At 36.0% G+C, this 12,552-nt stretch carries 21 protein-coding genes; 1 reads left to right on the top strand and 20 read right to left on the bottom strand.

The features are described from left to right. Positions 1–38: 38 nt before the first annotated feature. The 5 genes from eno to ACQ76T_RS16355 form a co-directional block, all read right to left on the bottom strand. Positions 39–1,331, bottom strand: a complete 1,293-nt coding sequence (gene eno, locus ACQ76T_RS16375; protein ID WP_431344334.1) for a phosphopyruvate hydratase — start codon at positions 1,329–1,331, stop codon at positions 39–41. Between the two features lie 345 nt (positions 1,332–1,676). Beyond that, the gene (locus tag ACQ76T_RS16370; RefSeq protein WP_431344333.1) at positions 1,677–1,892 is read right to left on the bottom strand and encodes a hypothetical protein; all 216 of its coding nucleotides are present in this window, start codon (positions 1,890–1,892) and stop codon (positions 1,677–1,679) included. A 118-nt stretch (positions 1,893–2,010) separates the two neighbouring features. Then, positions 2,011–2,799 carry a sensor histidine kinase gene (locus tag ACQ76T_RS16365; protein ID WP_431344332.1) on the bottom strand — a complete coding sequence of 263 codons (789 nt, stop codon included), beginning with the start codon at positions 2,797–2,799 and terminating at the stop codon, positions 2,011–2,013. Positions 2,800–3,159: 360 nt separating this feature from the next. Next, positions 3,160–3,303, bottom strand: coding sequence for a hypothetical protein (locus ACQ76T_RS16360; protein WP_431344331.1), 144 nt, complete (start codon positions 3,301–3,303; stop codon positions 3,160–3,162). Further along, a complete protein-coding gene (locus tag ACQ76T_RS16355; RefSeq protein ID WP_431344330.1) occupies positions 3,281–3,484 on the bottom strand; it encodes a hypothetical protein in 204 nt (67 codons plus the stop codon). Before ACQ76T_RS16355 ends, ACQ76T_RS16360 begins: the two co-directional genes overlap by 23 nt. Positions 3,485–3,816: 332 nt before the next feature. Between ACQ76T_RS16355 and ACQ76T_RS16350 the strand changes: the two genes are divergently transcribed. Next, on the top strand, positions 3,817–4,251 hold the full coding sequence (locus tag ACQ76T_RS16350; RefSeq protein WP_431344329.1) for a hypothetical protein: 435 nt from the start codon (positions 3,817–3,819) through the stop codon (positions 4,249–4,251). Between the two features lie 48 nt (positions 4,252–4,299). On the opposite strand, the gene ACQ76T_RS16345 is transcribed toward ACQ76T_RS16350, so the two are convergent. From ACQ76T_RS16345 to rpsH, 15 genes are all read right to left on the bottom strand, one after another. After that, a complete protein-coding gene (locus tag ACQ76T_RS16345) occupies positions 4,300–5,124 on the bottom strand; it encodes an N-acetylmuramoyl-L-alanine amidase (protein WP_431344328.1) in 825 nt (274 codons plus the stop codon). A 112-nt stretch (positions 5,125–5,236) separates the two neighbouring features. After that, entirely contained in the window at positions 5,237–5,755 is a 519-nt protein-coding gene (gene rplQ, locus ACQ76T_RS16340; RefSeq protein ID WP_431344327.1) for a 50S ribosomal protein L17, read from the bottom strand. A 6-nt stretch (positions 5,756–5,761) separates the two neighbouring features. Further along, a complete protein-coding gene (locus ACQ76T_RS16335) occupies positions 5,762–6,757 on the bottom strand; it encodes a DNA-directed RNA polymerase subunit alpha (RefSeq protein ID WP_047376582.1) in 996 nt (331 codons plus the stop codon). Between the two features lie 33 nt (positions 6,758–6,790). Further along, a complete protein-coding gene (rpsD, locus tag ACQ76T_RS16330) occupies positions 6,791–7,399 on the bottom strand; it encodes a 30S ribosomal protein S4 (RefSeq protein ID WP_047096812.1) in 609 nt (202 codons plus the stop codon). A gap of 19 nt (positions 7,400–7,418) precedes the next feature. Next, positions 7,419–7,808 (bottom strand): 30S ribosomal protein S11, encoded by a 390-nt coding sequence (gene rpsK, locus ACQ76T_RS16325; protein ID WP_034694697.1) that lies wholly within the window; start codon positions 7,806–7,808, stop codon positions 7,419–7,421. A gap of 12 nt (positions 7,809–7,820) precedes the next feature. Then, the gene (gene rpsM, locus ACQ76T_RS16320; protein WP_068940272.1) at positions 7,821–8,198 is read right to left on the bottom strand and encodes a 30S ribosomal protein S13; all 378 of its coding nucleotides are present in this window, start codon (positions 8,196–8,198) and stop codon (positions 7,821–7,823) included. Positions 8,199–8,205: 7 nt separating this feature from the next. Then, the gene (rpmJ, locus tag ACQ76T_RS16315; protein ID WP_007839480.1) at positions 8,206–8,322 is read right to left on the bottom strand and encodes a 50S ribosomal protein L36; all 117 of its coding nucleotides are present in this window, start codon (positions 8,320–8,322) and stop codon (positions 8,206–8,208) included. A gap of 64 nt (positions 8,323–8,386) precedes the next feature. After that, on the bottom strand, positions 8,387–8,602 hold the full coding sequence (gene infA / locus ACQ76T_RS16310; protein ID WP_027381317.1) for a translation initiation factor IF-1: 216 nt from the start codon (positions 8,600–8,602) through the stop codon (positions 8,387–8,389). 3 nt (positions 8,603–8,605) lie between these two features. Beyond that, positions 8,606–9,985 carry a preprotein translocase subunit SecY gene (gene secY, locus ACQ76T_RS16305; protein WP_422694578.1) on the bottom strand — a complete coding sequence of 460 codons (1,380 nt, stop codon included), beginning with the start codon at positions 9,983–9,985 and terminating at the stop codon, positions 8,606–8,608. Positions 9,986–9,994: 9 nt separating this feature from the next. Continuing rightward, positions 9,995–10,444, bottom strand: coding sequence for a 50S ribosomal protein L15 (gene rplO, locus ACQ76T_RS16300; protein WP_089692683.1), 450 nt, complete (start codon positions 10,442–10,444; stop codon positions 9,995–9,997). A 21-nt stretch (positions 10,445–10,465) separates the two neighbouring features. After that, positions 10,466–10,642: a 50S ribosomal protein L30 gene (gene rpmD, locus ACQ76T_RS16295; RefSeq protein ID WP_029297759.1), complete on the bottom strand. Its 177-nt coding sequence runs from the start codon at positions 10,640–10,642 to the stop codon at positions 10,466–10,468. A 10-nt stretch (positions 10,643–10,652) separates the two neighbouring features. Continuing rightward, positions 10,653–11,174, bottom strand: a complete 522-nt coding sequence (gene rpsE, locus ACQ76T_RS16290; protein ID WP_431344326.1) for a 30S ribosomal protein S5 — start codon at positions 11,172–11,174, stop codon at positions 10,653–10,655. A gap of 19 nt (positions 11,175–11,193) precedes the next feature. Continuing rightward, positions 11,194–11,547, bottom strand: coding sequence for a 50S ribosomal protein L18 (rplR, locus tag ACQ76T_RS16285; protein WP_034694689.1), 354 nt, complete (start codon positions 11,545–11,547; stop codon positions 11,194–11,196). A gap of 15 nt (positions 11,548–11,562) precedes the next feature. Further along, positions 11,563–12,108 carry a 50S ribosomal protein L6 gene (rplF, locus tag ACQ76T_RS16280; RefSeq protein ID WP_047380589.1) on the bottom strand — a complete coding sequence of 182 codons (546 nt, stop codon included), beginning with the start codon at positions 12,106–12,108 and terminating at the stop codon, positions 11,563–11,565. A gap of 17 nt (positions 12,109–12,125) precedes the next feature. Next, entirely contained in the window at positions 12,126–12,524 is a 399-nt protein-coding gene (gene rpsH, locus ACQ76T_RS16275) for a 30S ribosomal protein S8 (protein ID WP_047376575.1), read from the bottom strand. Between the last annotated feature and the right edge of the window lie 28 nt (positions 12,525–12,552).

The following is a 12,552-nucleotide window of genomic DNA, read 5'->3' as shown; positions in this document are numbered from 1 at the left end:
AAACAAAAATTATCGCTTGCCGTTATTTATAAATTCGATTATCTTTTAATCTTAAATGCTTCTAAACCTGGGAAAATTGCAGTTTCGCCAAGAGCTTCTTCAATTCTTAATAACTGGTTGTATTTTGCCATTCTGTCTGATCTTGAAGCGGAACCAGTTTTGATCTGTCCGCAGTTCATTGCAACCGCTAAATCAGCAATGGTAGCATCTTCAGTTTCTCCTGATCTGTGAGACATTACTGAAGTGAATTTGTTGTTCTGAGCCATTTGTACAGCAGCCATTGTTTCAGAAAGAGAACCAATTTGGTTTACTTTTACAAGGATAGAGTTGGCAATATTTTCTTTTACTCCTCTGGATAGTCTTTCTACGTTGGTTACGAATAAATCATCACCTACCAACTGTACTCTGTCACCGATTTTATCTGTTAACATTTTCCACCCTTCCCAGTCATTTTCCTGCATACCATCTTCAATAGAAATGATTGGGTATTTTGCAGCCAGTTCCGCTAAGTAAGAAACCTGCTCGCTGCTTGAAAACTGAGCTGCATCCGGAGTCTGGAATTTTCTGTAATCATAAATTCCGTCTTTGTAGAATTCTGAAGCTGCACAGTCAAGCGCTAACATAATATCATCACCTGGCTTATAACCTGCTTTTTCAATAGCCTGAAGTAAAGTATCCAAGGCATCTTCAGTTCCTTTAAAAGTTGGAGCAAAACCACCTTCGTCACCTACCGCAGTAGATAAACCTCTTGAATGAAGTATAGATTTTAGGTTGTGGAAAATTTCAGTTCCTTTTCTCAAAGCGTGAGAGAAAGAATCTGCTTTTACCGGCATGATCATAAATTCCTGGAACGCAATAGGAGCATCAGAGTGAGATCCACCGTTGATTACATTCATCATAGGAACAGGAAGTGTATTTGCATTTACACCACCAACATATTTATAAAGAGGCATTCCCAATTCTGCTGCTGCAGCTTTTGCTACCGCTAAAGAAACACCAAGAATAGCATTCGCACCAAGATTTCCTTTGTTAGCCGTTCCGTCAAGATCAATCATAATCTGATCGATATAATTCTGTTCAAAAACCGGCTGTCCAACTAAATTCTCTGCAATTACTTCTTTTACATTTTCAACAGCTTTCAGGACTCCTTTTCCTTGATAATCTGAACCACCATCACGTAATTCTACGGCTTCGTGTTCTCCTGTAGACGCTCCTGAAGGTACAGCAGCACGCCCCATCGCTCCACTTTCTGTAAATACATCAACTTCGATGGTAGGATTACCTCTGGAATCTAAAATCTGTCTTGCTTCTATGTAAGAAATTGCACTCATATTTTAATTTTTTTAGTTTAGACAAATTTAGTCAAAATTTAACTTTTAAGGCCATTTCGAGGGATTTTTTTGAAGTAAATCCAAGTTAAATTTTAGTTAATTTATATTATGGTAAGCTTTCTTATTTTTTATAAAATTCATAACTAGAAATTTCGTTTAGAATATCATCCTTGAAACATAAAAACTTCTCCAACATTGTAGATGGTTGGAGAAGCTGCTCTTTACATTCATTGAAATTCGGACAGTAAATATAAAGCAATATGGTCATTAGTTTTTTGCCATTATCTGTTGGGAGAAGGAGCCAGAAGTCCTGCTAAGGTTCCTATTGCTCCGGAGAAGATTGCATTACAGATGGTAGTTCAATTTTAATATCACTTCCTTATATGGAGAGAATAAAAGTCCGGTAATAATGATAAGGACAACGAGCCCAAGAATAAAAACGATTGACCTACAAATCCATCTATCTTCTTTGGGTGTTCCATTGAGGTATCCGGACGTGCTACTTCTATTTTCCAGCGGGTTTTCAGGTCTTTCATGAATGTTTTCCTTAAATGTATTCATGGCCATTAGTTTTTAATTTAATAATATAAAGTTCCTCTTAAAAGAAGTTCATGTCAAGTACACAAAAGGGTGATTATAAAAAAAGGAATTTTTCGGCTCACATTACAACTAAAGAGATCTACAGGTTTATTTTAAAGAGTAAAACGGTTCCCTGCTGTAGGGTTAGAATGTGGCAATAACCGCCGAGTTCTGCCATTCGCCTGGCCATGTTTCTAAGACCGTTTCCTTCATGACAATCTTCCGGGATTCCCTTACCATTATCTGATACTTCCATTGTAAAGGTATTGGCTGATTGGCTGAATGAAAGTTTAAGCTGATTGGCAAAGCTGTGTTTGTAAGCATTGTTTACAGCTTCTTTTAAGCATAAAAACAAGTTTCTTCTCTGTTCTGTCAAAATGGGAGTAGCTGCTATGATATCAATACTTTCATACCATAGTTTTATTTTTGTTTTTTTAAGAAAGTTATCTGTGTACAGAACGGTATAGTCTATAAAACTGCCCAGGGTATCGTTTCCGGAGTTCAGGCTCCACAGCATTTCTCTCATAGAGATATTCATTTCTGCGGATGTTTTCAGAAGTTCATCAATATCATTCTGTAATTCAATATCATTTACTCTTTGGCGAAGGAATTCTGCCTGAAGCTTTAATGTTGAAATTCTGGCTCCCAGATCATCGTGCATATCGTGAGAAATACGTTCTCTTTCCTTTTCTATAGATTTTTGTTTTTCAAGTTCCTTTTGAATGAGTTTATTTTGATATTCGGATTTCTGAAGCTGCCCTTCTTTTAAGTTTAAAAGTTGCTTTCTGTTGTGCATGATAACAACGAAAATAATAAATGCAACAAACAGCATCATTACAATGATAGCTGTTATATATACAATTTTTATTTCTATGGGAAGGCCTGTCATTGTTTACAAAATAAACTGCGGAAAAACAGTGAATAGGTAATGATGTTAACCATGGTGAAAATTCTGGAAATCCCTGTTAAAAAAACAGGATCAGCATTATACTAAGCACCCTTTCCTTCATCAATATGGGATTCTCGTAATGATCCAATACAGCTTTATTATACTTTCTCAGCATTCCAGGAGAGATTAATCCCCCCTGCTCTGGATTATCCACTTTTCATGGTCCGTCAAAATGAACATGCTCATTAAGTTTATTACTTCCTTTGTTAACCCCCTTGTTAAATATTTGTCCAATTCCGTTTTGGTTTGACTGTGCATAGACTACTATTTTAGTCCAGTCAATTTCCTGTCTTGTAAATATTACATTTTCTGTTCCAGATAGCCTGTTGCACCAGCTTTTAAAGAATTAAAAATCTTTTCATCATCCTCAAAACTTGTACATATGATGAACTGAGTTCCAGGCATATCTTTTTTGAGCTTTTCAATAATCTCTATACCGAGCATATCCTGAAGCTGGATATCCATCATCACTACATCGGGGGGAAATATCAGGGAGGTTTTCCAGAGCATTGTTACCATCAAAAAACTGAGCAACGACCTTCATATCGTTCTGATAATTGATAACCTTCTTCAACGCATTGTTGTAGTTTTTTTCGTCTTCTACTATGGCGATAGAAATACTCATGTCTTTTTTGTTTGAAACAAATTTCAACAGAAAACTAATAAGAATCAATTACACCTTTGTGTAATCTTGTCATTTGAGTGGTTATTATATATGAGTTTTTAGTTTATTAAATTTAATCAATTTTTCATTCCAAAAATCAATTTCAGAGAATAAATAATCCCGGCTTTACAAACGCTCACGGAATATAATGGAAACGCTTTCTGACAAAGCGATAACGAAAAATAAAAAAGATCATATATTAAATAATACCATTAAAATTTCTCATCATAGAAGGCATGATTTTTGTAAAATTAAAAGCATAAAATCATTATTGAATATCAAATAATATAATCATGAAAAAAAGCCTTTTAGTACTTGGAACAGTACTTACCTTAGCAGCAGTAAGCTGTAAAAAAAATGAAAGTGGAAACAAAAGTGTTATTAAAATAGACAGCACAGAAACCACCGTTACGGATCACAACGGAAAAATAGATTCTGTAACAGAAGGTTCATACACGGTAGATGTGAATGGCAAGAAAACTGTAAAAACTGATTTTGTGTATAAGGCAACGGATGGGACACTTGTAAAAGTAGTTTTTAAGAATGACCCAAAAGAAAATACAGTTGCTATCACCAGCAACAAAAAAACATTTACCCTTCCTAAGTCTGAAACCAAAGGAGATGAAACGATTTATAAAAAAGATGACATGACAGCCCGCGTAAAAGGAGATAGTCTTCATCTTGAGCAAGGCAGTAATATTATTGAACTCAAAAGAACAAAAATTTAAAATATAAATGTCCCTCACACCGAGGGACATTTTATTTTTTGCCTACCTTTAGACTTTCTTCAACAAATCACTGTTGATCCATCCATATATAGGTTCTTCATCTTTTGCTGTTTTTAATAAGACATAGACATAAAACCAGCCTAGTTTGCTTTCGATAAACTCAACTTCAGTATCCTTTTTAAGCTGTGTGATGGTATCGAATTCTGTTGCCGGTCCTTTTCTGACATTCACAAAATTGCTGGTTACCTTATAGATATCCGCGGTATTATCTTCCCTCCCCAGTAACTTTGCTCTAAAGTTTACCATTGGAAATGCCGGTCCCGGGTCATTCTTTCGATGAGGAGCAATGTCATCGTGGCCAAGAATGTCTTTAATCTTATAGGTTTCCATAAGAAGTTTACAAACCTTGAAGCATGAATCTATCTGTTTTTCCGTAAAGCTATGCCAATAAGAAACTTCATTTTCATGTTTGTGTTTGGCTTCAACAACAACATCTTTGGAGTACTCTTTTTCAAACCATGCATAATAGCGGTCATTCACTTTGGTAAGCTTTCCAGGATTTTCAAGTTCAATACCTATCGAAAAGTCATTAAAATCTGATCGGTCTGCCCATCTGCTTCTCCCCGCATGCCACGCTTTTTTGTTGAACTCCACCATCTGCGTAATTCTTCCATCTCTATCAATAATAACGTGAGCAGAAGCTTTTGCTGTGGGATCCTTAAGCCAGTCTATCGAACTTTCAGCTCCTCTTCCTGCAGTAAAGTGGATAATGATATATTCAGGAATAATAATTCCCTCTTTATTAGGAGTATCTATAAAGCTAATACTCTCCCCGGAAATTGTTTTTCCTAATCTATCTTTTAAAATTATCATGATCAAGATTTTTAAAGTATCAAATTTATTCCAAAAAAATTAATTACACATTAACAGAATAAAAAAACCACCCGGAATCCGGATGGTTTTTTATATTTCTGAATGGAATATATTATTCTTCAGTTTTTTCTTCAGCAGAATCAGCTTTAGCTTCTTCTACTTTCTCTTCTACTACAGGAGCATCAGCTACTACAGCTTCAGCTTTTTTAGCAGTTGTAGATCTTCTGCTTCTTCTTGTAGTCTTCTTCTCTTCAGCATTAGGGTTGTAAAGCTCGTTGAAATCTACCAATTCGATAAGAGCCATGTCAGCAGCATCACCTGGTCTGAAACCTGTCTTAATGATTCTTGTATAACCACCGTTTCTTTCAGCGATTTTAGGAGCTACAGTTCTGAATAATTCAGCAACCGCAAATTTATTTTGAAGGTAAGAGAATACTACTCTTCTGTTATGTGTAGTATCTTCTTTTGCTTTTGTTAATAGAGGCTCAACATATACTCTTAAAGCTTTAGCTTTAGCTACAGTAGTGTTGATTCTTTTATGCTCAATTAGAGAACAAGCCATATTAGAAAGTAAAGCACTTCTGTGAGAAGCTGTTCTTCCTAAGTGATTGAATTTTTTACCGTGTCTCATTATTAATTATTTATCAGCGTCTAACTTATATTTTGCAACGTCGAAACCGAAGTTAAGACCTTTTGAATGCACTAATTCTTCTAGTTCTGTCAAAGATTTTTTACCAAAATTTCTGAATTTCATCAAATCAGACTTACTGTAAGAAACTAATTCTCCAAGAGTTTCTACTTCAGCTGCTTTAAGACAGTTAAGGGCTCTTACAGAAAGATCCATATCTGCTAATTTAGACTTAAGTAATTGTCTTGTATGAAGAGTTTCCTCGTCATATTGGATAGATGCTTTTACAGCTTCAGTTTCAAGAGTGATTCTCTCATCAGAGAATAGCATGAAGTGATAAATTAATATCTTAGAAGCTTCTGTTAAAGCATTCTGAGGGCTGATAGACCCGTCAGTTTCTATATCTAATACAAGTTTTTCGTAGTCTGTTTTTTGCTCTACACGATAATTTTCAATGCTGTATTGTACTTTCTTGATCGGCGTAAAAATAGAGTCGATAGCAATAGTTCCTACAGGAGCATTGTTTGACTTATTTTGTTCAGAAGGAACATACCCTCTTCCTTTTTCAATATTGAAAGTAATTTCGAAAGTTACATCACTGTTTAGGTTGCAGATCACTAAATCTGGGTTTAGAACCTCAAATCCGTTGATAGACTTACCTAAATCACCAGCAGTAATAACCGTCTGACCTGAAACTTTAGCAACAACCTGCTCGTTCGCCTGGCCTTCTGCTGCAGCTTTTAATCTTACCTGCTTAAGGTTAAGAATAATTTCGGTAACGTCTTCGATTACTCCTGGAATAGTTGAAAATTCGTGCTCTACACCTTCTATTTTGATAGATGAAATAGCGTATCCTTCCAGAGAAGAAAGCAACACTCTTCTCAAAGCATTACCGATTGTAAGCCCGAAACCTGGTTCTAAAGGTCTGAATTCAAATTGACCTTTAAATTCATCAGAGTTAAGTAAAATTACTTTATCGGGTTTTATGAATTGTAAAATTGCCATATTATTGGGTTGAGCAAAAATTTGATTAAAAAATTATTTAGAGTAAAGTTCGACGATAAGGTTCTCCTTGATGTCTTCCGGAATTTGGATTCTTTCAGGAGCAGAAATGAAGGTACCTTCTTTCTTCTCATCGTTGAATTGTAACCACTCATAGTTTGACTTAGAAGCCAATGCATTGGTAACAACTTCAAGAGACTTAGACTTTTCTCTTACAGTGATTACATCACCAGCTTTTACCAAATAAGAAGGGATATTAAGAATTTCTCCGTTCACAGTGATGTGTCTGTGAGAAACTAATTGTCTAGCTCCAGATCTAGTTTTAGCAAAACCTAATCTGTATACTACGTTATCCAATCTTGATTCACAAAGTTGTAAAAGAACTTCACCAGTTACTCCTTTGCTTCTGTGTGCTTTTTCAAATAGGTTAGCAAACTGTCTTTCTAAAATACCGTACGTATATTTAGCTTTTTGTTTTTCAGCTAATTGAACTGCATATTCTGATTTTTTAGCACCTCTTCTTTTGTTAGGACCGTGTTGTCCTGGCGGTTGGTTTTTTCTTTTTTCGAAGTTCTTATCATCTCCGTAGATTGCAGCACCAAACTTTCTAGCAATCTTAGTTTTAGGTCCAATATATCTTGCCATAATGGGTAAATTCTAAAAATTAAACTCTTCTTCTTTTTGGTGGTCTACATCCGTTGTGTGGCATAGGAGTCACGTCAACGATTTCTGAAACTTCAATTCCTGAATTGTGGATCGATCTGATAGCAGATTCTCTACCTGCACCTGGACCTTTCACAAACACCTTTACTCTTCTTAAACCAGCTTCGTGAGCTACAGCAGAGCAATTTTCAGCTGCCATCTGAGCAGCAAATGGAGTATTCTTTTTAGAACCTCTGAAACCCATTTTACCGGCAGAAGCCCAAGAGATAACCTCTCCGTTTTTATTTGTTAAAGAAATGATGATGTTATTGAAAGAAGCTTGAATATGCGCTTCTCCAATAGCTTCAACTTTTACTTTTCTCTTCTTAACTACTTTAGTTTGTTTTGCCATAATTCCTAACGATTATTTACTAGCTTTTTTCTTGTTAGCAACAGTTTTTCTCTTTCCTTTTCGGGTTCTAGAGTTATTTTTCGTTCTCTGGCCTCTTAAAGGTAATCCAAGTCTGTGACGTATTCCTCGTTGGCATCCTATGTCCATCAATCTCTTGATGTTCAATTGCACTTCAGATCTTAATTCTCCTTCAACTTTTACGTTATCTAAGATATAAGTTCTGATTGCAGCCAATTCATCGTCATTCCATTCGTTGACTTTTTTGTCTTCGCTGATACCGGCAGCTTTAAGGATTTCAGAAGAAGTACTTCTTCCCACTCCGTAAATGTAAGTTAAACCGATAACTCCTCTTTTGTTTTTTGGTAAATCAATACCTGCAATTCTCGCCATAATTTAATTAACCTTGTCTTTGTTTAAATTTTGGGTTCTTCTTGTTGATTACGAACAGTACACCTTTTCTGCGTACGATTTTGCAATCAGCGCTTCTTTTTTTAATTGATGCTCTTACTTTCATTTTGATAGTATTTATTTTTTAACAACAGCCAAATGGAAATCCTAAGACTCCATTTGGCGTTTGTTTAATATCTAAATGTGATTCTCCCTTTTGATAAATCATAAGGAGACATTTCTAGTTTTACCTTATCACCAGGTAAAAGTTTAATATAATGCATTCTCATTTTACCAGAAATATGAGCGATAAGAATATGCCCATTTTCTAGTTCTACACGGAACTGAGCGTTCGAAAGTGCTTCCGTTATAACGCCGTCTTGTTCAATATGTTTTTGTTTTGCCATAAATTAATATCCAGTCGTTCTTGATAATTTAGACTGCATTAAGCCATCATAATGATGGTTCAGCAGATATGTATTAATCTGTTGAACTGTATCTAAAATTACACCCACCATAATTAATAGTGACGTTCCCCCGAAAAATAGGGCAAACGCATCTGTCTGAACAAAGGTTCCATGCACAATTGCCGGAAGGATTGCAAAGATAGATAAAAATATTGCACCTGGCAAGGTAATTTTTGATAAAATATCATCTAAATAATCAGCTGTCTCTTTTCCTGGTCTTACTTTCGGTACTAAACCTCCATTTCTCTTCAAATCATCAGCCATTTGGTTTACCGGAATTGTAATTGCAGTATAGAAAAACGAGAAGATAATAATTAATAGCGCAAACAATACGTTGTACTGCCAGCTAAAAACATTCTTGAAACCTGCAAGAAAAGTATTAGACTCATCGAATTTTGTTAATAATCCTGGTACGAACATCAGTGCCTGAGCAAAGATAATCGGCATTACACCAGCAGCATTTACTTTCAATGGAATCCATTGTCTTGCTCCCTGCATAAGATTTCTGTTTACACCTCCTCTTGCTTGAGCTCTGCTTACATACTGAATTGGTATTTTTCTAACAGCAACTGATAGAATCACTGCTAAAAGAACTACCACCATCCAGAATAATACTTCAATAAGGATCATGATAGATCCCATTCCTCCTTTTCCGTTCTGCACGGCCATTTCCTGAACGAATGCTTCTGGTAATCTTGAAAGGATCCCCACCATAATAAGGATAGAGATACCGTTTCCGATACCTTTGTCGGTGATTTTCTCACCCAACCACATTGCGAATACTGATCCACCTACCAAGATTACAATACTTGGCAACCAGAACATGATAGAATTTGGCTCTACAAAATATGCAGATTGGAACTGAGCATACGGTAAGAATAATTGAGTAATAGAAGTTAAGTAAGAAGGTGCCTGTACCAGACAAACTCCAATCGTTAACCATCTTGTAATTTGGTTCAATGTATTTCTACCTGACTCTCCATCTTTCTGAAGCTTCTGAAGATAAGGAATAGCCATCCCCATCAACTGAACAATAATAGAAGCAGAAATATAAGGCATGATTCCCAACGCCATTACGGAAGCGTGGCTGAAAGCCCCCCCCGTAAACGACGAAAGCAAGCCAAGGAGACCTGCTCCTTGCTTGTTACCGCCTTGATTTTTATAATGCTCTAAGAGATCTCCCACCTCTGCAAGGTTAATTGCGGGAAGTGAGATATAAGATGCGAATCTATACACAAGGATAATACCTAAAGTAAAGAGAATTTTATCTCTAAGTTCTTTAAGACTCCAAATATTTTTAAGTGTTTGTATAAATTCTTTCATTAGTAAGTATTATAAGGTAATTGCTTTTCCACCTGCCTTAGCAATAAGCTCTTCAGCAGATTTAGTGAACTTGTCAGCAGAGATTGAAACCGCAGATTTCAATTCTCCTCTACCCATAATTTTCACTAATTCGTTTTTAGAAACGATCCCATTTTCTACCAAAACTTCTTTCGTGATATCTCCAGTGATGGATTTGTTCTCGATTAACGTTTGGATAGTATCAAGGTTAACTCCTCTAAACTCTTTTCTGTTTACGTTTTTGAATCCGAATTTCGGTAATCTTCTTTGTAAAGGCATCTGTCCACCTTCGAAACCGATTTTCTGAGAATAACCAGCTCTAGCTTTCTGACCTTTGTGTCCTTTTGTTGAAGTACCTCCTTTTCCACTACCTTGACCTCTACCAATTCTCTTTGAGTTGAAAGTAGATCCTGCAGCAGGTTGTATGTTATTTAAATTCATTTTAATTTCTCTTTTATAAAATTATTTTTGAACTTCAAGTAAGTGGCTTACTGCAGCGATCATTCCTAAGATAGAAGGAGTCGCTTCGTGTTCTACAACTTGGTGAAGTTTTTTTAATCCTAATGCTTCAAGCGTTCTCTTTTGGGTTTTTGTTCTACCAATAGCGCTTCTTACTTGCTTTACTTTAATTGTTGCCATTGTTTTATTATTAACCGTTAAACACTTTACTTAGAGAAACTCCTCTCATTCTAGCGATTTCTTCAGGTCTTCTGATATCTAATAACGCTTTGAAAGTAGCTTTCACTACGTTGTGAGGGTTAGAAGATCCTTTAGATTTTGAAAGGATATCGTGAATACCAGCTGATTCCAATACTGCTCTTACCGCACCACCGGCGATAAGTCCTGTACCGTGAGAAGCAGGTCTTAAGAAGATATCTGCACCTCCGTATCTAGCAGAAGTTTGGTGAGGGATAGTGTGGTTCATTACCGGAACTTTCACAAGGTTTTTCTTAGCGTCTTCAACTGCTTTAGCAATTGCAGAAGCAACCTCTTTAGATTTTCCTAAACCAAAACCGATAATACCTTCTTCGTTTCCTACTACAACAATAGCAGAAAATCCGAAAGCTCTACCTCCTTTAGTTACTTTTGTTACTCTGTTAACAGCTACGAGACGATCTTTTAATTCTAATCCTCCCGGTTTTACTCTTTCTATATTATCTAGTCCTAACATATTTTCCGAAATTTAATGATTAGAATTTAAGTCCACCTTCTCTCGCACCGTCAGCTAGAGCTTTCACTCTACCGTGGTATACGAAACCGTTTCTGTCAAATACAATACTTTCGATTCCTGCAGCGATAGCTTTAGCAGCGATAGCTTTACCAACAGCAGCAGAAACTTCAGTCTTAGTACCTTTAGCGTCTACACCTTTCTCTCTAGAAGAAGCTGATGCTAAAGTTTTACCATTTTTATCGTCGATTAACTGAGCGTAAATTTCCTTATTACTTTTGTATACAGATAATCTTGGCAATTCAGAAGAACCAGAGATTTTTCCTCTTACTCTTCTTTTGATTCTTATTCTTTTTTCTAATTTACTTAATGCCATAATACTTATAATTTATTAAGCAGATTTACCAGCTTTACGTCTAACAATTTCTCCTACGAATCTTACACCTTTTCCTTTGTATGGCTCAGGCTTTCTGAAAGAACGGATCTTTGCAGTAACCATTCCTAGAAGTTGCTTGTCGTGAGACGCTAAAGTAATAATTGGGTTTTTACCTTTTTCAGTCAATGTATCAACTTTTACTTCACTTGGAAGTTCTAATACGATACCGTGAGAGAATCCTAAAGCTAACTCAAGTTTTTGACCTGCGTGAGAAGCTCTGTATCCTACCCCTACTAGTTCTAGTTTCTTTTCGAAACCTTCGTTTACTCCTACGATCATGTTAGCGATTAACGCTCTGTACAAACCGTGAAGTGCTTTGTGTTGTTTAGAATCAGATGGTCTGTTTACGTTAAGTTCACCATCTTTTTGTTCTAAAGTAATTCCTGCTGTAAGCTCCTGAGAAAGTTCTCCTTTAGCTCCTTTTACAGTTACTACACCGTTGTTTTCAGTGACTGTAACTCCAGCTGGAATTGTTATAATTGCTTTACCAATTCTTGACATTTTCCTCTGATTAAAAATTAATAAACATAGCAGATTACTTCACCGCCTACTTTCTCTTCTCTAGCTTTCTTGTCAGTCATTACTCCTTTAGAAGTAGAGATGATAGAAATACCCAAACCGTTTAGTACTCTTGGAAGTTCAGTAGAACCTTTGTACTGTCTCAAACCTGGTCTAGAAGCTCTTTGAATAGACTTGATAGCTGGTTTGTTGGTTTGCTTGTCGTACTTTAAAGCGATTTTGATCACTCCTTGAACAGCGTTATCTTCAAACTTGAAGTTTAAGATATACCCTTGATCAAATAGGATCTTAGTAATCTCCTTTTTGATTTTCGATGCAGGAATTTCCACCACTTTGTGGCCTGCGCTTTGTGCGTTCCTTACTCTTGTTAGGAAATCTGAAATTGGATCTGTTACCATTTTTCTTTTATAAATTATTGGTTAAAGA

Origin of the sequence: Chryseobacterium sp. JK1, from assembly GCF_050632815.1 — a bacterium.
In the GTDB taxonomy this organism is placed as follows: Bacteria; Bacteroidota; Bacteroidia; order Flavobacteriales; family Weeksellaceae; genus Chryseobacterium.
Note: the sequence above shows the minus strand (reverse complement) of the source record. Positions and strands in the feature narration are given on the sequence as shown.